This is a genomic window from Ramlibacter sp., from assembly GCF_050250995.1.
In the GTDB taxonomy this organism is placed as follows: domain Bacteria; phylum Pseudomonadota; class Gammaproteobacteria; order Burkholderiales; family Burkholderiaceae_C; genus Ramlibacter.
In genome coordinates this window covers 42518-60901 of the sequence record NZ_JBFWNP010000035.1, presented here as the reverse complement: position 1 = coordinate 60901, position 18384 = coordinate 42518, and the positions used below count along the sequence as shown (strand labels likewise).

General features: G+C 68.9%; 16 protein-coding genes and 1 riboswitch. Of the genes, 14 read left to right on the top strand and 2 right to left on the bottom strand.

The genetic code is table 11. The features are described from left to right. Nucleotides 1-28: 28 nt before the first annotated feature. The 5 genes from AB7E83_RS19765 to AB7E83_RS19745 all read left to right on the top strand — a co-directional run bounded on the left by AB7E83_RS19765 (nucleotide 29) and on the right by AB7E83_RS19745 (nucleotide 4764). Complete coding sequence (locus tag AB7E83_RS19765; RefSeq protein WP_428572507.1) at nucleotides 29-1789, top strand: DUF6537 domain-containing protein; 1761 nt, start codon at nucleotides 29-31, stop codon at nucleotides 1787-1789. Nucleotides 1790-1800: 11 nt separating this feature from the next. Beyond that, nucleotides 1801-2949: an acyl-CoA dehydrogenase family protein gene (locus AB7E83_RS19760; protein WP_428572506.1), complete on the top strand. Its 1149-nt coding sequence runs from the start codon at nucleotides 1801-1803 to the stop codon at nucleotides 2947-2949. Between the two features lie 9 nt (nucleotides 2950-2958). Beyond that, the gene (locus AB7E83_RS19755; RefSeq protein ID WP_428572504.1) at nucleotides 2959-4143 is read left to right on the top strand and encodes an acetyl-CoA C-acyltransferase; all 1185 of its coding nucleotides are present in this window, start codon (nucleotides 2959-2961) and stop codon (nucleotides 4141-4143) included. A gap of 134 nt (nucleotides 4144-4277) precedes the next feature. After that, nucleotides 4278-4532, top strand: coding sequence for a BrnT family toxin (locus tag AB7E83_RS19750; RefSeq protein WP_428572502.1), 255 nt, complete (start codon nucleotides 4278-4280; stop codon nucleotides 4530-4532). Next, nucleotides 4489-4764, top strand: a complete 276-nt coding sequence (locus AB7E83_RS19745) for a BrnA antitoxin family protein (protein ID WP_428572501.1) — start codon at nucleotides 4489-4491, stop codon at nucleotides 4762-4764. Before AB7E83_RS19750 ends, AB7E83_RS19745 begins: the two co-directional genes overlap by 44 nt. A gap of 322 nt (nucleotides 4765-5086) precedes the next feature. On the opposite strand, the gene AB7E83_RS19740 is transcribed toward AB7E83_RS19745, so the two are convergent. Both AB7E83_RS19740 and AB7E83_RS19735 read right to left on the bottom strand, forming a co-directional pair. After that, a complete protein-coding gene (locus AB7E83_RS19740) occupies nucleotides 5087-5410 on the bottom strand; it encodes a cell division protein ZapA (RefSeq protein WP_428572500.1) in 324 nt (107 codons plus the stop codon). Nucleotides 5411-5418: 8 nt separating this feature from the next. After that, complete coding sequence (locus AB7E83_RS19735; RefSeq protein WP_428572499.1) at nucleotides 5419-5625, bottom strand: DUF904 domain-containing protein; 207 nt, start codon at nucleotides 5623-5625, stop codon at nucleotides 5419-5421. Between the two features lie 34 nt (nucleotides 5626-5659). Continuing rightward, nucleotides 5660-5928: riboswitch (cobalamin riboswitch) on the top strand. 86 nt (nucleotides 5929-6014) lie between these two features. Here AB7E83_RS19735 and AB7E83_RS19730 point away from each other — a divergent pair. The 9 genes from AB7E83_RS19730 to AB7E83_RS19690 all read left to right on the top strand — a co-directional run bounded on the left by AB7E83_RS19730 (nucleotide 6015) and on the right by AB7E83_RS19690 (nucleotide 18377). Next, nucleotides 6015-7820, top strand: a complete 1806-nt coding sequence (locus tag AB7E83_RS19730) for a TonB-dependent receptor domain-containing protein (RefSeq protein ID WP_428572498.1) — start codon at nucleotides 6015-6017, stop codon at nucleotides 7818-7820. Between the two features lie 25 nt (nucleotides 7821-7845). Then, complete coding sequence (locus AB7E83_RS19725) at nucleotides 7846-8655, top strand: ABC transporter substrate-binding protein (RefSeq protein WP_428572497.1); 810 nt, start codon at nucleotides 7846-7848, stop codon at nucleotides 8653-8655. Then, nucleotides 8648-9568 carry an ABC transporter substrate-binding protein gene (locus AB7E83_RS19720; RefSeq protein WP_428572496.1) on the top strand — a complete coding sequence of 307 codons (921 nt, stop codon included), beginning with the start codon at nucleotides 8648-8650 and terminating at the stop codon, nucleotides 9566-9568. Before AB7E83_RS19725 ends, AB7E83_RS19720 begins: the two co-directional genes overlap by 8 nt. Beyond that, nucleotides 9565-10539 carry a FecCD family ABC transporter permease gene (locus AB7E83_RS19715; RefSeq protein WP_428572495.1) on the top strand — a complete coding sequence of 325 codons (975 nt, stop codon included), beginning with the start codon at nucleotides 9565-9567 and terminating at the stop codon, nucleotides 10537-10539. The genes AB7E83_RS19720 and AB7E83_RS19715 overlap by 4 nt, the downstream gene beginning before the upstream one ends. Nucleotides 10540-10556: 17 nt before the next feature. Continuing rightward, the gene (locus AB7E83_RS19710; protein ID WP_428572508.1) at nucleotides 10557-11390 is read left to right on the top strand and encodes an ABC transporter ATP-binding protein; all 834 of its coding nucleotides are present in this window, start codon (nucleotides 10557-10559) and stop codon (nucleotides 11388-11390) included. Beyond that, on the top strand, nucleotides 11387-12838 hold the full coding sequence (locus AB7E83_RS19705) for a cobyric acid synthase (RefSeq protein WP_428572494.1): 1452 nt from the start codon (nucleotides 11387-11389) through the stop codon (nucleotides 12836-12838). Before AB7E83_RS19710 ends, AB7E83_RS19705 begins: the two co-directional genes overlap by 4 nt. Before the next feature lie 104 nt (nucleotides 12839-12942). Beyond that, nucleotides 12943-13380, top strand: coding sequence for a universal stress protein (locus AB7E83_RS19700; protein WP_428572493.1), 438 nt, complete (start codon nucleotides 12943-12945; stop codon nucleotides 13378-13380). 279 nt (nucleotides 13381-13659) lie between these two features. Next, nucleotides 13660-15279: an efflux RND transporter periplasmic adaptor subunit gene (locus AB7E83_RS19695; protein ID WP_428572492.1), complete on the top strand. Its 1620-nt coding sequence runs from the start codon at nucleotides 13660-13662 to the stop codon at nucleotides 15277-15279. Next, the gene (locus AB7E83_RS19690; RefSeq protein ID WP_428572491.1) at nucleotides 15276-18377 is read left to right on the top strand and encodes an efflux RND transporter permease subunit; all 3102 of its coding nucleotides are present in this window, start codon (nucleotides 15276-15278) and stop codon (nucleotides 18375-18377) included. The genes AB7E83_RS19695 and AB7E83_RS19690 overlap by 4 nt, the downstream gene beginning before the upstream one ends. The last annotated feature ends 7 nt before the right edge of the window (nucleotides 18378-18384 follow it).

The window sequence follows — 18384 nt, the reverse complement described above, 5'->3', positions numbered from 1 at the left end:
CGACGGAGAGCTTGCCCATGGCGTGACGGTGCATCACCGCGACGCGCTCGAAGCCGTGCAGACGGAGTTCCGCGGCATCGCGGGCGTGTCGGCGATCGTGTATGAGCAAACCTGCGCGGCCGAGAAGCGGCGGCGGCGCAAGCGGGGCCAGTTGGCGGACCCCGACCGGCGCGTTTTCATTCATGAGAAGGTGTGCGAAGGCTGCGGCGACTGCTCGATTCAGTCGAACTGCATCTCCATCGAACCGAAGGAGACGCCGTTCGGCCGCAAGCGCGCCATCAACCAGAGCGCCTGCAACAAGGACTTCTCGTGCGTGAAGGGCTTCTGCCCGAGCTTCGTGGAACTCGAAGGCGTGACGTTGAAGAAGCCCGACGCGTCTGCCCTCGACAAATTGCTGGGCGAGCTGGGGCGCGATCTGCCGCAGCCCGACTTGCCGATCCATGCCGGCGCTTTCAACATCTACATCACGGGCATTGGCGGTTCCGGCGTGCTCACGTCAGGATCCCTGCTGGGATCGGCCGCACATTTCGACGGCAAGCGGGCGAGCGTGCTGGACTTCACGGGTCTTGCACAGAAGAACGGCGCGGTGATCAGTCAGGTGCGCGTGGCGTCCGCGTCCGATGCGATCCACGCGTCGCGCGTGGACCCGGCATCGGTGGACCTGCTGCTGGGGGCGGACACCGTCGTCTCCGCCTCGGCGGACGCGCTGCTGCGCCTGTCCGCCGGGCGCACGGCGACGGTGCTCAATACGGACGAAACACCGACCGCCGACTTCGTTGCCAATCGCGATGCAGAAGTGCCCTCTGCCACGTTGCTGGAACGCGTGCGCGAACGAACCCGAGCCGGCGCTTTCCACGCGCTCGGTTTCGGTGGGCTGTGCCGCGCGATCTTCGGCGATACCGTCGCGTCGCACACGTTCATGTTGGGGTATGCGTGGCAGAAGGGCCTGGTTCCCGTCTCCGCCGCTGCACTGATCGAAGCCATCGAGCGCAACGGGGCTGCCGTCGCGATGAACAAGAGCGCGTTCCAGTGGGGCCGCGTCGCCGCCGACCGGCTGGAGAGGCTGGAGAGTGCTCTCGGGCTGCGTGCCGCGCCCGCTGCGTCGACCGAGCCGCTCGACGCGCTGCTCGCTCGGCTTCGCAACGAGCTCACCGCGTATCAGCACAGCGCTCACGCCGCGCGGTTCGGAGCGGTTGTGGCACAGGTGCAGCGCGCCGAGGCCGCCGTGCATCCCGGTGCCGAGCAGTTGACACGCATCGTCGCCCGCGCTGTCTTCCGCGCGATGGCGTACAAGGACGAATACGAAGTTGCGCGCCTGTACGCCGCGCCCGAATTCCGTGCGTCGCTCGCAGCCGAATTCGACCGCAGCCGCAAAGTCTCGGTGTGGTTGTCGCCGCCGCTGCTGGCCCGCAAGGACCCGGCAACGGGGCGTCCGAAGAAGATGAAGTTCGGCCCGTGGATCTTCCCCGTCATGAAGGGGCTCGCGGCCCTGCGGCTCCTGCGTGGCACGCCGCTGGATGTGTTCGGCTACACCGCCGAGCGCCGTGCCGAGCGACACCATGCGCAGACCTTCGAGTCGGACATCCTGCAACTGCTGGAGACGCCTGCGGAGCGCACGCTGGCGCAGGTGCAGGCGCTGGCCCGCGCCGCCAACGAAGTCCGGGGCTTCGGGCCGGTGAAGGAGGTGGCCTTGCGCCGTTACGCTGCCGCGCGCGAACGCATCCTAGCGGGAGACGGTCAGGCAATGGCCATGCGTCCGTCGCCGATCCATTTCATGAAATCCGTTTGAGCGGCGATGCCATGCTGACTGAAGATCATCGAATGCTGCGGGACAGCCTGCGCACTTTTTCGCGCGAGCGGCTCGCGCCCACGGCGGCCGACCGCGACCGGACGGGTGAGTTTCCGCTGGGGCTCTTGCGTGAGCTGGGCGAACTCGGCGCCATGGGGATCACTGTGTCGGACGAATGGGGTGGTGCCGGAATGGACTACCGCAGCGTGGCCCTGGCCCTGGAGGAGATCGCAGCCGGCGACGGCGCGATCTCCACGATCGTCAGCGTGCAGAACTCGCTGGCCTGCGGCATCCTGGACAAGTGGGGCAATGATGCGCAGAAGGAGCGCTGGCTTCGACCGCTCGCACAGGGGTCGGTGCTGGGATGCTTCTGCCTCACCGAGCCGCACACCGGGTCGGACGCCTCGGCCATCCGCACCAGCGCCCGTCGCGAAGGCGACGGGTGGGTGCTCGACGGAGTGAAGCAGTTCATCACGACCGGCAGGCACGCCGACGTGGCGATTGTCTTCGCGGTCACCGACAAGCAGGCCGGCAAGAAGGGAATCTCCTGTTTCCTGGTGCCCACGTCCGCTGCGGGCTACCGTGCCGACCGGCTGGAGGAGAAGCTCGGCCAACACGCCTCGGACACCGCGCAGGTCGTGCTCGAGAACTGCCGAGTCGCCGCGGATGCCGTTGTCGGGCCGGTCGGCGAGGGCTATCGCATCGCGCTGTCCAACCTGGAAGCCGGGCGCATCGGGATTGCGGCGCAGAGCATCGGCATGGCACGCGCCGCGCTCCACGCGGCGGTGCGGTACGCACAGGAGCGCCACACCTTCGGCCGTCCACTGCATGAACACCAGGCCGTCGGGTTCCGCCTGGCCGACATGGCGACCGAAGTCGAGGCGGCGCGTCAACTCGTGTGGCATGCAGCGTCGCTCAAGGATGCCGGCGAGAGTTCCCTCACCGCGGCGTCGATGGCGAAATTGTTCGCCTCCGAAATGGCGGAGCGGGTGTGCTCCGCGGCGATCCAGATCCACGGCGGCTACGGCTATGTGCGTGACTTCCCGGTGGAACGCATCTACCGCGACGTGCGCGTCTGCCAGATCTATGAAGGCGCAAGCGACATCCAGCGCATGGTCATCGCCCGATCCCTGGTCGACTCCAACTCTTCTTTGTCCTGAGGTCCTGAAATGAATGATCCCATCGTCATCGTCGGCGCGGCGCGCACCCCCATGGGCGCGTTCCAGGGCGACTTCGCCGCCCTTGCCGCGCACGACCTCGGCGGCGTTGCCATCCGCGCCGCGGTCGCGCGGGCCGGCATTCCGACAGACGCCGTTGGCGAGGTTCTGTTCGGCAATTGCCTGATGGCGGGCCAGGGTCAAGCGCCTGCGCGCCAGGCCGTGTTCAAGGCCGGCTTGCCCCACAGCACCGGCGCTGTGACCCTGTCGAAGATGTGCGGGTCGGGCATGATGGCCGCGATTCTGGCGCACGACATGCTCGTGGCCGGCAGTCACGAGGTGATGGTTGCGGGCGGCATGGAGAGCATGACCAATGCGCCTTATCTGCTACTCAAGGGCCGCGCGGGTTACCGGATAGGCCACGACAAGATCTACGACCACATGATGCTCGACGGGCTTGAAGATGCGTATCAGCCGGGGCGCTCGATGGGCGCCTTCGGCGAGGACTGCGCGGCCCGTTACGGCTTCACTCGGGAGCAGCAGGACGCCTTTGCAATTGCATCCGTCACCCGCGCGAAGCAGGCGACGGAGAGCGGCGCCTTCCGGGCGGAGATTGCGCCGGTGACCGTGAAAGACCGCGCCGGCGAACGCGTCATCGGCATTGACGAGGGGCCGGGCAAGGTGAACCTGGACAGGATGGCGCAGCTGAAGCCAGCGTTCAAGAAGGACGGGACGATCACCGCGGCGTCCTCCTCGTCGATCAATGACGGAGCGGCGGCATTGGTCATGATGCGGGAAAGCACGGCAGCCACCTTGGGCGTCCAGCCTCTGGCCCGGATCGTGGGCCATGCCTCCCATGCGCAGGAGCCCGAGTGGTTCAGCACGGCTCCCGTCGGCGCGACGCAGAAACTGCTCACGAAGACCGGCTGGAAGACGGCGGACGTGGACTTGTGGGAAGTCAACGAGGCCTTCGCGGTCGTGCCGATGGCTTTGATGAGAGAGCTGACGGTTGCGCACGATATCGTGAACGTCAATGGTGGCGCCTGTGCGCTGGGCCACCCTATCGGAGCCTCGGGAGCACGTGTCTTGGTGACGCTCATGCATGCCTTGATGGCGCGCGGTGGCCGGCGTGGCGTAGCGACGCTGTGCATCGGGGGCGGGGAGGCGACCGCGGTGGCGGTAGAACTTGTCTCATGAGCGTCGGGGACACATGAGTTGCTTGACGCTTGCGAACCGGGGTGTACCGTAACCGCTTCACGTCCATGGGTGTCCAGCTTGACATTCTCACCTTGATGTAGTTACATTAACCTGTGCACGTCACCTACGACCCCATGAAGCGGGAGCGGACGTTGCTGGAGCGAGGGCTGGATTTCGCCGATGCAGCCATCGTCTTCCAAGGCCCCACCTTCGACATTGTCGACACGCGCAAGGCGTATGGTGAGGTCCGTATCGTCGCTTACGGGCTGCTTGGCAATCGGATGGTCGTCGTTGCATACACGCCGCGTGGCGCGGATCGCCACGTCTTCAGCATGAGGAAAGCCAATGAACGCGAGCAAGTCCGAATCGCGCCGCTCCTTCGGGTCTGATTTGAAGCGGGTCGACGCACACAAGATCGCGGACCACGAATACGAGGAGATTCCTGAACTCACCGACGAGATGCTGGCGCGCGGCACCGTCAACAAGGGCGGACGCCCCGTGTCCCCCAACCCACGTCGCCAGCTCACGCTGCGCCTGCCCGCCGACGTCATCGAACGTTGGCGCGCCACCGGTCCCGGCTGGCAGACGCGGATGGCGGAACGGCTCTCGCGAGTCCGTTGAATCGCCGATGAAAACGGGCTGCGCGGTGGAACACCGGCAGCCCGTGGAAGAAGGCGTCTGCGGTGTGGTACCGGACCGCATCCTGAACCAGGGTTCAGGGGGGCGAGGTCAACCCGTCGTTGGGTTCATCTGACGCGAGATGATCACGCTCGATGGGCGATGTTCCAGGCCCTTGCTCAATGAGCATTGGTTCAAGGAAATATAAAGCCCGGTACGGGCCGCAGACGAGGTCATTGTAGGGGCGTGCGGCCGCGCGTGGGGCAAATTCGCACTGCATCCATGAGCGCGCCAAGGGTTCTTGACAACGCGCGCGCGAACTCAACTAGATCAGGTGCCCGTCGTCGCCGAGCACGCGATCGAGCCGCTCGATCAGCGGGCGCAGGCGGGCGTCTTCGCCGGCCGCCGATGAAGACGACGAAGCAGGCGCGGGCGCGGGCGCGGGCACGCTACGGTCCGCCACGTCGAATGCGAGATTGAGCGCGGCGAGCACGGCGATGCGATCGCGCGCCTTCACCTTGCCCGCGTCGCGGATCTTGCACATGGCGGTGTCCACGCGCTCCACCGCTTCGAGCAGGCGCTGCTCGCCGCCTTCGGGGCAGCCGAGCAGGTAGCTCTGGCCCATGATCTGGACTTCGAGTTGCTTCACGGGACGAATCAGGACTGCAGGTCGGGCAGGCGTTCGAGCAGGGCGTCGACGCGTGCGCGGGCGGCGGAGAGGCGCGACTTGAGCGAGTCGCGTTCCTGCGTGAGCAGCTCCGTCTGTTCGGCGAGCAGCGCATTCGTGCGTTGCAGCTCCTCGTAGCGTACGAGCAAGCGCTCGACGCGGTCGGCGAGAAGGTCCATCTGCGAAGCGCTGGCCATGGCGTCGATTGTAGGGGGGCAGCCGAAAAAGTCCGCCTAGAATCAAGGGGTTGGTGCTCGCGGTGTGGTTCGCATGCCGCAGTTCAACGGGAAGCAGGGAGCGCCCCGCCGGCTCATGCCATGTCGCATGGGACCGAGGGGTTGCCAACCTGCGCTGCCCCCGCAACGGTAAGCGGCAGGAGCGCGTCCACGCGTTCCCGCTCCATCGGCAAAGCCACTGGGACGGTCTGAAACAGCCGTCCTGGGAAGGTGATGGAGTCGTCGTCCGCCAGCCCGGATACCGGCCAACGAGGGGGTCGCGGCGTGAGCCGCGGCCATGTTGCCCATGCGCCGGCGGGGAAGCCGGCGAGGGCGATTCGCTTGTTTTCATTTTCATCATGACCACTTCCGTGCAACGCACGTGCCTCGCCGCGCTTCCGCTGGCGCTCGCCGCCGCATTTCCGTCCTCCCCCGCCTTCGCGCAATCCATGCTGCGCGAAACCGTCGTCACCGCCAACCGCGTCGAGACGCGCGCCGACGAGCTCGTGAGCGATGTCAAGGTGATCGGCCGCGCCGAGATCGAGGCGTCCACCGCGCGCACGCTCACCGAACTGCTCGCGCGCCGCGCGGGCGTGCAGACTTCGGCCAACGGCGGGCGGGGCAAGCAGTCGAGCGTCTTCATCCGCGGCGCGGAGAACCGCCACACCATCGTGATGGTCGATGGCGTGCGACTCGGCTCCGCCACCGCGGGCATCCCGAGCTGGGAGACGATTCCCGTCGACATGATCGAGCGCATCGAAGTGCTCAAGGGCCCGGCGTCCGCGCTCTACGGCAGCGACGGCGTGGGCGGCGTGGTCCATGTCATCACGCGCAAGGGGCGCGAAGGCTTCCATCCGAATGCGGCGCTGACCGTCGGCAGCGACCACCATTTCACCGCGGCGGCAGGCGCCGTGGGCGGCAGCGGCGCGCTGACGTATGCGGTGGGCGTGCAGCGGCAGCGCGAGCGCGGCTTCGATGCCACCCAGCCCTACGCGCCCTTCGGCAACCACAACCCGGACATCGATCCGTTCCGCCAGGATGCCGTCAACGCATCCCTCGGCTGGGCGTTCGGCAAGTCCTGGCGCTTCGACGCCGGCCTCATGCACTCCGACGGCATCAGTGCGTTCGACGACGGCCCCGGCATCCGCTCGAGCACGGTGATCCGCGCGCTGACGGCGCATGCGGGCGTGAAGGGCACGGTCCTGCCCGGCTGGCGGACGTCGCTGACCGTGTCGCAGGGCAAGGACACGGCCAACACGATCGTCGCGAGTTTCCCCGGCGCCTTCGAGACGCGCGAGACGCAATGGAGCTGGCAGAACGACGTCGAGACACCGCTCGGCGTGGTGGTTGCCGGCCTGGAGCGGCGCGAACAGGACATCTCGGCGACGACGGCCTACACCGTCACGAACCGCGTGATCGACTCCGTCTTCGCCGGCCTGAACGGAAGCGCCGGCCGCCACACGTGGCAGGCGAACGTGCGGCGCGACCGCAACTCGCAGTTCGGCAGCGCCGACACGGCGTTCGCGGGCTACGGCTTCAAGCTCACGCCCGAATGGCGCGTGCATGCGTCGCATGGCACGTCGTTCGTCGCGCCTTCGTTCAACCAGCTGTACTTCCCGATGTTCGGCAATCCGCTGCTGCAGCCGGAAAAGGGCCGGAACACCGACGTCGGCGTGACGTACACGCGCGGCGCGCACGAAGTGAAGCTCGTTCGCTTCGACAACCGCATCCGCGGCTTCATGACCAACACCACGCTGCCGCAGAACGTGCCGCGCGCGCGCATCGACGGCTGGACGCTCGGCTACGACGGCAAGGCGACCGAACGCCTGCACGTCAATGCGAACCTGGAGCTGCTGGACCCGCGAAACGAAACGAATGGCACCCTGCTGCCGCGCCGGGGCAAGCGGCAGTTCACCGTTGCGGCCGATTACAAGGTGGGCGCCTGGGGCTTCGGCGGCGCGCTCGTGCATGTGGGCGTTCGTTTCGACGACGCCGCGAACCGCACGCCGCTCGCGGCTTACACCACGCTCGACCTGCACGCCGACTGGCAGTTCGCGCGGGACTTCAGCCTGCAGGCGAAGCTGAACAACCTGACCGACAAGCGCTACGAAACCGCGTACGGCTACAACCAGCCCGGCCGTGGCGCGTTTGTCACCCTGCGCTGGCAGCCCAAATAATTGGGGTCAGATCCCAATTGATTCCATGATCTCCATTCCCCGCGGCCCGCAACGCATCGTCTGCCTCACCGAGGAGGCGACGGAGTGGCTGTACCTGCTCGGTGAGGAGTCGCGAATCGTCGGCATCTCCGGCTACACGGTGCGCCCGCGCCGTGCGCGCGAGGAAAAGCCGAAGGTGAGCGCCTTCCTCACGGCGAAGATCGACCGCATCCTGGAACTGAAGCCCGACTGCGTGTTCGGCTTCTCCGACCTGCAGGCGGACATCGCGGCGGCGCTCGTGAGGAAGGGCGTGCAGGTCACGATCTTCAACCAGCGCAGCGTCGAGGAGATTTTCTCGATGCTGTATCAGGTGGCGGCGATGGTCGGCTGCGAAGCCCGCGGCGTGTCGCTGCTGGAGGCAATGTGTTCGCGTCTCGGCGAGATCGAAGCCGCGGGCCGTGCCCTGCCGCGCCGCCCGCGCGTCTACTTCGAGGAATGGGACGAGCCCGCGATCAGCGGCATCCGCTGGGTGTCGGAGCTCGTCGGCATTGCCGGCGGCGACGACGTGTTCCCCGAACTCGCCGTGCAGGCGATGGGCAAGGACCGGATCATCGCGGATCGGCACGAGATCGCGAGGCGCGATCCCGAGCTGATCTTCGGCTCGTGGTGCGGCAAGAAGTTCCGGCCGGAGAAGGTGGCGGCGCGCGAGGGTTTTGGCCAGGTGGATGCCGTGAGGAACGGGCAGCTGTTCGAGATCAAGTCGGCCGACATCCTGCAGCCGGGTCCGGCGGCCCTGACCGACGGGGTGGAGCAGTTGCATCGGCGAATCCTTGCGTGGAGTGCGGCGCATGCTTAGGCGCGTGGCGGCGCTGCTCTTGCTTCCGATGTTCTTGCTCATGACGGTGCAGGCCCGCGCCGCCGTTGTCGATGACCGCGGCGCGAGGATCGCGCTCGCCAAGCCGCCGCAGCGCATCGTCACCCTTCTTCCATCGCTCACCGAAACTGTGTGCGAGCTCGGCGCCTGCGAACGCCTCGTCGGCGTCGACGATTACTCCAACTGGCCGGCGCAGGTTGCGCGACTGCCGCACGTCGGCGGCGTGGACGATGCGAGCATCGAACGCATCGTGGCGCTGAAGCCCGATCTCGTGCTGCTGTCTTCCTCGTCGCGTGCCTTGCAGCGCCTGGAGAGCCTGGGCGTGAAGGTGATGGGGCTCGACCTCAAGACCTTCGACGACGTGCGGCGCGCGCTGCTGCGCGTTTCGCAGGTTGTCGGAGCCGGCGATGCCGAAGCGATCTGGAAGCGCATGAATGCGCGCATCGATGCCGCCGCGGCAGCATTGCCGGCGAACGCGCGCGGCACGACCGTCTATTACGAAGTGAGCGGCGGCGGCTATGCGGCCAGCGCCTCGTCGCACGTCGGCGCCGTGCTCGCGAGGCTGGGCGCGGTGAACGTCGTGCCGGGCGAGCTCGGCACCGTGCCGAAGCTCAATCCCGAGTTTGTCGTCCGTGCCGATCCTCAGCTCGTCATGGCGAGCCGGCGCGAGATCGACGAACTCGCTGCCCGGCCCGGATGGCATCGCATTCGCGCGATTCGCGACAAGCGCGTCTGCACGTTCGCGCCCGCCGAGGGGGACGTGCTCGCGCGTCCCGGGCCGCGCATGGGCGAAGCGGCGGAAATCCTCGCGCGCTGCCTTGCGACTCCTTTCTCCGCCGCTGGACGAGGGCCGGGGTGGGGGCAGGGCGCGGCACCCAGGCGTCCTGCGCCGTGACGCCCGCTCGCCTCGCGCTCCTGCTCGCCGCGGCGTCGCTCGCGCTGGTCGCCCTCGGCACCGCCGTCGGCAGCCTCGGCTGGGAGCCGCTTTGGAGCGCGGGCGAGGCCACGAGCGCCATCCTCTGGGACATCCGTCTGCCGCGCAGCCTCGGCGCGTGGATGACCGGCGCGCTGCTCGGACTGGCAGGCGCGGTCGCGCAGGGGCTGTTCCGCAATCCGCTGGCCGATCCCTACCTGCTCGGCAGCGCGACGGGCGCCGCGTTCGGCGTCGCGGTGCTGCTCGTCGTGCTCGGCGCGTCGCCCGTCGCCGCGGGCGGCTGGCTCGCGCGGCTCGGCATGACGGGCGCGGGATTCGCGGGCGCCATCGTCGCGGTGCTGGTCACGCTGGGCCTCGCCAAGGGCGTGCAGCACACCTTGCGGCTGCTGCTGGCCGGCGTGATCGTCGGCATGGTGTTCGGCGCATTCTCCGCGCTCGTCATGTTCCGCGTGCCCGACATCATGCGGACGATGCAGGCCTTCCTGCTCGGCACGACCGGCTTTCTCGGATGGGGCAATGTCGCGGTGCTCGCCATCGTGCTTGCCGTTTCCTGCACCGCCGCCGTCGTCTTCAGCCGCGCGCTCGATGCGCTCTCGCTCGGCGAACCGACGGCGACGAGTCTCGGTCTCGCGCTCGGCCCTGTGCGGCTCGTGCTGGTGGGCACGCTGGCGCTCGCCACCGGCGCGGCCGTCGCTCAGGTCGGACTCGTCGCCTTCATCGGCCTCGTCGCGCCGCATCTCGTGCGTGCGGCGGTGAAGACGACCCATCGCTGGCTCGTGCCGCTCTCCGCGCTGGCGGGCGGCGTGCTCCTGCTGGCGGCCGACGTGCTCTCGCGCTGGGTGTTCGCGCCGCAGGAACTGCCGGTGGGCGTGCTCACGGCGGTGCTCGGCGGCGGCTATCTGCTGTGGCTGATGCACAGGAGGCCGGTGTGAACGGTGCTTCTGCGCAAATGCCCGAGCCGCAGGTCGCGGCGGCGTCCGGCATCGCCGCACTGCGAGCGCGCGGCCTTCGCGTGTCGCTGGGCCAGGTCGAAGTGCTTCATGGCGTCGACCTCGCGATCCGTTCGGGCCGCTGGACCTCCATCGCGGGACCGAACGGCGCGGGCAAGACCACGCTCCTGAAAGCGCTCGCGCGACTCATCCCGTACACGGGCGAGGTTGCCATCGAGGGGCGCGACGCGGCGTCGTGGCCGCACCGCGAGCGCGCTCGCCGCGTGGCGTGGATGGGCCAGAACGAGACCGGCGCCGAAGATCTGCTGGCGCGCGACGTGGTGATGCTCGGTCGCCTGCCGCACCAGGGCTGGTGGGGCGCGGCGAGCGACGAGGACCGCGATGCCGTCGAGGACGCGATGCGCGAGACGCAGTGCTGGGCCTGGGCCGATCGCGCCCTGGGTTCGCTCTCCGGCGGCGAGCGCCAGCGCGTGCTGCTCGCCCGCGCGCTCGCCGTGCGTGCGACGATCCTGCTCATGGACGAGCCGCTCGCCAACCTTGACCCGCCGCACCAGGCCGACTGGCTCGCGCTCGTGCGGCGGCATGTCGCGCGCGGCGGCACGGCCGTGTCGGTGCTGCACGAGATCACGATGGCGCTGCATGCGGATGACATCGTGCTGATCGAGGCGGGGCGTCTCGCGCATCACGGCGCGTGCGGGGATGCCGCGACGCACGCGGCGCTGCGCAACGTGTTCGACGGTCGGCTCGCGATTCATGCGGTCGCGGGGGAATGGGTGGCGCTGCCGGCGGTGACAGCGCCGTCGCCGACGCAGGTGCGGGAGGCGCGGGAATGACGGCGGCCCCCTGCATCATGGTGCTGGGCACCACCAGCGGCGCGGGCAAGAGCTGGATCGCCACCGCGCTGTGCCGGTGGTATGCGCGCCAGGGCCTGAAGGTCGCGCCGTTCAAGGCGCAGAACATGAGCAACAACGCGCGCGTCGTCGAGGGCGGCGAGATCGGCAGCGCGCAGTACTTCCAGGCGCTCGCCGCGGGCGCCGAGCCCGAGGTACGCATGAATCCCGTGCTGCTCAAGCCCGAGCGCGACACGCACAGCCAGGTGGTGCTGCTCGGCCGGGTGAACGACGCGCTCACGCGCATGCCGTGGCGGGACCGCGGCGAGGCGGTGTGGCCGCACGTCAGGCGCTCGCTCGATGCGCTGCGCGAGGAGAATGATCTCGTCGTGATCGAAGGCGCGGGTTCGCCCGCGGAGATCAACCTGAAATCGTCCGACATCGTCAACATGCGCGTCGCCGTGCATGCCGGCGCACGCTGCCTGCTTGCCACCGACATCGACCGCGGCGGCGCATTCGCACACCTCTTCGGCACCTGGTCGCTGCTCGAGCCGCAAGAGCGGGCGCTGCTGCACGGCTTCGTTCTCAACCGTTTTCGCGGCGATGCGTCGCTGCTCGCGCCGGGGCCCGAGCAGCTCGAAGCGCTCACGGGCGTGCCGACCGTCGCCACGCTCCCGATGTGGTGGGGCCACGGTCTGCCCGAAGAAGACGGCGTGTTCGACGACCGCGCGACGGGCTCGGGCACGGGCAAGGTCGAATCCACCATCGCAGTGATCGCCTATCCGCGGATCAGCAACCTCGACGAATTCCAGCAACTCAGGAACATTCCCGGCGTTCGTCTCGTCTGGGCGCGCACGCCTGCCGCGGTGAAGGGCGCCGACTGGATCGTGCTGCCGGGCTCGAAGCACACGGCGAGCGACCTCGCGTGGCTGCGTGCGCAGGGACTCGACATCGCGGTCTCGGAGCATGCCGCGCGCGGCGGCCGGGTGCTCGGGATCTGCGGCGGCTTGCAGATGCTGGGCGAGGCGCTCGTCGACACGCACGGCATCGACGGAAATGCGCCCGGCCTCGGCCTGCTGCCGCTCGTGACGGTCTTCGCGCCGGAGAAGATCGTGCGCCGGACGCAGGCGCGCTTCGGCCCCCTGCACGGCGCATGGTCCATGCTCGACGGCGTGGCGGCGCGTGGCTACGAAATTCATCAAGGCCGGACGATGCAGCACCCCGGAATGGCGCCGGGACACGTCGCGATGGCGGGCGATCTCGCATGGCAGAACGCCGCGGGCAACGTGCTCGGCGTGTACCTGCACGGCCTGTTCGAGGACGCGGCCGTCGTGCAGGCGCTGTTCGGTGCGAGCGCGCCCACGCTGGAGCGCGTGTTCGACGGCCTCGCCGACTTCGTGGATTGCCATTTCGCGCCGGAGTTCCTCGCGCGTCTGGCGCAGGGTCGCTGATCGCGCCCCGAGGAAACCCGTAGTCCGCGCATCGTAGAACCCCTCGGTTGCGCAAACGCGGCGCCCCGGACTATGCTTCGCGCGAACCAAGCACGGGAGCGCCCATGTACAAACGAATCCTCTTCGCCTACGACGGTTCCGACGCCGGCCAGAAGGCGCTGTTCGATTGCAGCGATCTCGCACAGTGGTCGGAGGCCGAGGTCTTCCTCGTCGCGGTCATGCCGTCGGCCATGAGCTTCGTCGGCCTCGAGGGCGGCGTGTACGACGTCGAGCTCGAGGAACGCGAGAAGAAGAAGTACCAGGCCGTGCTGCAGGACGGCCTGTCCCGGCTTTCGGCGCGCGGCTGGACGGCGCGCGGCGAGGTGCTGGTGGGCGAGGCGATCGATGAGATCACCAAGTACGCCAAGAAGATCGAGGCGAACCTGATCGTCGTGGGGCACAAGCACCTCGACAGCTGGGCGGCGCGCTGGTGGCGCGGCTCGATCTCCGGCGCGCTGATCGAGCACGCGCCTTGCAGCGTGCTGGTGACGATCACGTCCTGATCGCCGTTCCGCCAGGAAGCCCTGGATCCCCGCGTTCGCGGGGATGACGCACGTCCGGCTCGTCATTCACGCGAAGGCGGGAATCCAGGTCGCTCGGATTTGCCTGCCCGCAACATTCGCCACATCGCCGCGACACACGCCGCGGCGACCCTCCTCGTTGGCGAGAATTCCGCCTACAACTGATCGCGTCGCATACTGGCGCAGCTCAGGCATAAGAGACTTCAAGCTCGCGGCTGCCGCGTTCTTGGCTCAGCGGAAGCAATAACGAGAAGGAAACCGATGGAACAGCCCGACAAGACCCCAGCCGCGCACGAGCCGGCCCCAGCCGAGGGCGCTCGCATGAGCCGGCGGGGTCGCATCGTGGGCAGCGTGGTCGCGCTTGCAATCATGGCGGGGCTCGGTTGGCTGGCTTGGGACCTCACGCATCCCGATGCACCCACCGAAGCCGGCGCCCGGCCGGGCGCGAGCGGCGCACGGGCCGCACGCGGGCCCGGCGGACCCGGCGGCGGCGGACGCGGCGCGGCCACGACGGTCGGCATCGCCGTCGCCGAACGCGCCGACATTCCGGTGAATCTCGACGCGCTGGGGACCGTCGTCCCCCGCGCGACCGTGCGCGTGCGCCCGCAGGTGTCGGGCGTGCTGAAGGAGATCCGCTACAAGGAAGGCCAGCAGGTCAAGGCCGGCGAAGTGCTTGCCGTGATCGATCCGCGCCCGTTCGAGATGGCGCTGCAGCAGGCCGTCGGCGCGCGCATGCGCAACGAGGCCCAGCTCGAAGCCGCGAGGGTTCAGCTGGAACGGTTCCGCACGCTGTTGTCGCAGGACTCGATCGCGCGGCAGGAGGTCGACACGCAGGCCGCGCAGGTCCGCCAGCTCGAGGCCGCCATCGTCTCCGACAAGGCGACGGAGGGCACCGCACGCCTGAATCTCTCGTACACGCGCGTCAGCTCGCCCATCCCGGGCCGCGTCGGCCTGCGGCCGGTGGACATCGGCAACGTGATCGGCCCCGGCGATGCGAACGGTGTGGCGCTCGTCACGCAGCTCACGCCCATCGACGTGGAGTTCGCGGTGCCGCAGGACCATGCGGCCTGGCTTCAGCACAACGGCGGCGCGTTCATGGAGGTGAAAGCGTACGACCGCACGCGGACCGAGTTGCTCGATACCGGCGCGTTCGCCTCCGTCGACAACCAGATCGACACGCAGACGGGCACGGTGCGTGCCAAGGCGCGCTTCAACAACGCGCGCATGCAGATGTTCCCGAGCCAGTTCGTCAATGTGCAGCTGCAGGTCCGCACGGTCAGGGATGCGGTGGTGGTGCCCGTCTCCGCGCTGCGGCAGGGCGGCACCGGCGACTACGTCTTCGTGCTGCAGGAAGACCGCACCGTGAAGCTGCGGCCGGTGGTGAAGGGCCAGCCGCTCGGCGACCGCGTGCAGGTCGCCAGCGGCCTGCAGGTCGGCGAACGGGTCGTGACCGAGGGCGCGGACCGCCTGCGCGATGGGTCGCGCGTCGTGCTGCCGGGCGATGCGCCAGGACAGGGGTTCCAGGGCGGTGGCAGGCGGCAGCGGGGGCAGGGCGCGCAGGCGCCGGGGGTGGCGGCGTCGGCAGCTTCGGCGGCAGGTACGGCTCGGCCGGCGGCCTCTGCGACGACAGCGGCTCCCCGTCAGCGCGCCGAGGCGACGTCTCCATGGGCCGGCGCTTCGGCGATGGCCGGCGCAAATCGGCCTGAACTCACGCCCGAACAGCGCGAGGAGCGGCGCAAGCGCTTCGAAGCGATGTCGCCCGAGGAGCGCGAAGCCGCGCGCCAGCGCTTCCGCGAGCGACGTGCGGCCGAAGGGGGCGGCGCAGGCGGCGGCGGGCCGGGCGGACCCGCCGGGCCGGGCGGAGCGGCACGCCCGCAATGAGCCCCTCCCGTCCCTTCATCCTGCGGCCGGTCGCGACCTCGCTGCTGATGCTGGCCATCGTGCTGGCCGGTCTCGTGGGCTTCAGGTTCCTGCCGCTGGCGGCGCTGCCCCAGGTCGATTACCCGACCATCCAGGTGCAGACGCTGTACCCCGGCGCGAGCCCCGAGGTGATGGCGCAGACCGTCACCGCGCCGCTCGAGCGGCAGTTCGGCCAGATGCCCGGACTGTCGCGCATGAGTTCGACCAGCGCGGCGGGCGTCTCCATCGTCACGCTGCAGTTCGGCCTGGGCCTCGCGCTCGACGTCGCCGAACAGCAGGTGCAGGCCGCCATCAACGCGGGCGGCTCGCTGCTGCCCGCCGACCTGCCCGGCCCGCCGGTTTACGCAAAGGTGAACCCGGCCGACGCGCCCGTGCTCACCCTCGCGCTCACGTCCGACCAGTTGCCGCTCACCGAAGTGCGCAACATCGCCGACACGCGCCTGGCGCTCAAGATCAGCCAGGTGTCGGGCGTGGGTCTCGTCACGCTCGCCGGCGGTCAGCGGCCTGCCGTGCGCATCCAGGCCGACAACCGGGCGCTGGCGGCGATCGGCCTCACGCTCGACAACATCCGCACCACGATCTCCGCGGCGAATGCCAATGCGGCCAAGGGCAGCATCGATGGCCCTACACGCGCGTACACGATCAACTCCAACGACCAGTTGCTCACCGCGAAGGACTACAGCAACCTCGTCGTGACCTTCCGGAATGGCGCGCCGGTGCGGTTGTCCGACGTCGCGCAGGTGGTCGAGAGCGCCGAGAACGTGAAGCTCGGCGCGTGGGCCAACCTGAAGCCGGCGATCATCCTCAACGTGCAGCGGCAGCCGGGGGCGAACGTGATCGCGACCGTCGACGCGATCAAGCAGCGCCTGCCCGAGCTCACCGCGGGCATGCCCGCGTCGGTGCAGGTCGACGTGCTCACCGACCGCACGACGGGCATCCGCGCGTCCGTGCATCACGTGCAGCTGGAGCTGGCCCTCGCCGTGGTGATGGTCGTGCTCGTCATCTTCGCCTTCCTTCACAGCCTGCGCGCCACGGTGATCGCCAGCCTCTCGGTTCCGATCTCGCTCATCGGCACCTGCGGGGTGATGTACCTGCTCGGCTATTCGCTGAACAACCTGTCGCTGATGGCTCTGACCATCGCCACGGGCTTCGTCGTCGACGACGCCATCGTGATGATCGAGAACATCAGCCGCCACATCGAGGACGGCGAGCCGCCGCTGGCGGCCGCGATGAAGGGCGCCAGCGAAATCGGTTTCACCATCATCTCGCTCACGGTGTCGCTCATCGCCGTGCTCATTCCGCTGCTGTTCATGGGCGACGTCATCGGCCGGCTGTTCCGCGAGTTCGCGGTGACGCTGGCCATCACCATCCTGATTTCGGCGGTCGTCTCGCTCACGCTCGTGCCGATGATGTCCGCGCGCTGGCTGCGCCAGGGCGACGAGCATCCGACGCGCGGCTGGGGCGCGAAGCTTCAGCACGGCATGGACCGCGTGATCGCCCATTACGACCGCGGGCTGGTCTGGGTGCTCGCGCGCCAGGGCTTCACGCTGATCGTGGCGCTGGCCACGCTCGTGCTCACGGTGCTGCTGTACCTCTGGATTCCGAAGGGACTGTTCCCCACGCAGAACACGGGGCAGCTGCAGGTGCGCGTGGAGGCCTCGCAGTCGGTCTCGTATCCGCGCATGGCGGCGATCCAGCAGGAGGTCGCGCAGCGGCTGATGGAGGACCCGTCCGTGCAGAGCGTCGCGAGCTTCGTGGGCGTCGACGCCGCGAACAACACGATGCTGCACACCGGCCGCATGCTGGTGAACCTCAAAGGCGTGGGCGGCAATCTCGACGAGACGATGGAGCGGCTGCGCTCGCGCGGCCAGCGGGTGCCGGGCACGCGCCTGTTCCTGCAGCCGACGCAGGACCTCACCATCGAGTCGGAAAGCGGCCCGACGCAGTACCGGTTCGCGCTGGAATCGTCGGACCAGGCCACGGTGACGGAATGGGCGACGCGGCTCGTCGCCGCCTTGCAGAACAACCGGGCGGTGCGCAACGTGTCGACCGACGCGGCGGCGACGGGGGCGGCGGTGCAGGTGGACATCGACCGCGATACGGCCGCGCGGCTGGGCATCAGCGCGGCGACCATCGGCGAGGCGCTCTACAGCGCGTTCGGCCAGCGCATCGTGTCGACCATCTTCACCGAAACGAACCAGTATCGCGTGGTGCTGGAGGCGCGGCCGGACGCGCAGGCATCGGCGCGCACGCTCGAAGCCGTTCAGCTACGCACGAGTTCGGGCCAGCCGACGCCGCTGTCGGCCGTGGCGCGGATCAGCGAGCGGCGTGCGCCGCTGCAGATCACGCACGTGGCGCAGTATCCCGCGGCGGCGGTGGGCTTCGACACGGGCGCGGGCGTCTCGCTCGGCCGCGCGGTCGACACCGTGCGCGAGGTGGCGAAGGAAATCGGCTTGCCGGCCGGCGTGACCATGACCTTTCTCGGCGCGGCGGGCGCGTACGAGTCGTCGCTGTCGAACCAGCTGTGGCTGATCCTGGCCGCCGTCGTGTGCGTCTACATCGTGCTCGGTGTGCTGTACGAGAGCTACGTCCATCCGCTCACGATCCTCTCGACGCTGCCCTCGGCGGGTGTCGGCGCGCTGCTCGCGCTGATGCTGAGCGGCAACGACCTCGGCGTGATCGGGATCATCGGCATCATCCTGCTCATCGGCATCGTGAAGAAGAACGCGATCATGATGATCGACTTCGCCATCGACGCCGAGCGCGAGGGGGGCAAGTCGCCGCGGGAGGCGATCCACCAGGCGGCGCTGCTGCGCTTCCGGCCGATCCTGATGACGACCTTCGCCGCGCTCTTCGCCGCGCTGCCGCTGATGTTCGGCTGGGGCGAGGGCGCGGAACTGCGCCGGCCGCTCGGCCTGGCCATCTTCGGCGGGCTGGTGGTGAGCCAGTTGCTCACGCTGTTCACGACGCCGGTGATCTACCTGGCGTTCGATCGGCTGGGGCGGCGGTGGCGCCGGGACGCGCCCCCTCTCCCGCTTGCGGGAGAGGGCGGGGGGTGAGGGCGAG

Coding starts and splice junctions, on each gene's coding strand:
- AB7E83_RS19760 (WP_428572506.1), top strand. CDS start 1,801: ATGCTGACTGAAGATCATCGAATGCTGCGGGACAGCCTGCGCACTTTT.
- AB7E83_RS19755 (WP_428572504.1), top strand. CDS start 2,959: ATGAATGATCCCATCGTCATCGTCGGCGCGGCGCGCACCCCCATGGGC.
- AB7E83_RS19750 (WP_428572502.1), top strand. CDS start 4,278: ATGAAGCGGGAGCGGACGTTGCTGGAGCGAGGGCTGGATTTCGCCGAT.
- AB7E83_RS19745 (WP_428572501.1), top strand. CDS start 4,489: ATGAACGCGAGCAAGTCCGAATCGCGCCGCTCCTTCGGGTCTGATTTG.
- AB7E83_RS19735 (WP_428572499.1), bottom strand. CDS start 5,625: ATGGCCAGCGCTTCGCAGATGGACCTTCTCGCCGACCGCGTCGAGCGC.
- AB7E83_RS19725 (WP_428572497.1), top strand. CDS start 7,846: ATGATCTCCATTCCCCGCGGCCCGCAACGCATCGTCTGCCTCACCGAG.
- AB7E83_RS19720 (WP_428572496.1), top strand. CDS start 8,648: ATGCTTAGGCGCGTGGCGGCGCTGCTCTTGCTTCCGATGTTCTTGCTC.
- AB7E83_RS19710 (WP_428572508.1), top strand. CDS start 10,557: ATGCCCGAGCCGCAGGTCGCGGCGGCGTCCGGCATCGCCGCACTGCGA.
- AB7E83_RS19705 (WP_428572494.1), top strand. CDS start 11,387: ATGACGGCGGCCCCCTGCATCATGGTGCTGGGCACCACCAGCGGCGCG.
- AB7E83_RS19700 (WP_428572493.1), top strand. CDS start 12,943: ATGTACAAACGAATCCTCTTCGCCTACGACGGTTCCGACGCCGGCCAG.
- AB7E83_RS19695 (WP_428572492.1), top strand. CDS start 13,660: ATGGAACAGCCCGACAAGACCCCAGCCGCGCACGAGCCGGCCCCAGCC.
- AB7E83_RS19690 (WP_428572491.1), top strand. CDS start 15,276: ATGAGCCCCTCCCGTCCCTTCATCCTGCGGCCGGTCGCGACCTCGCTG.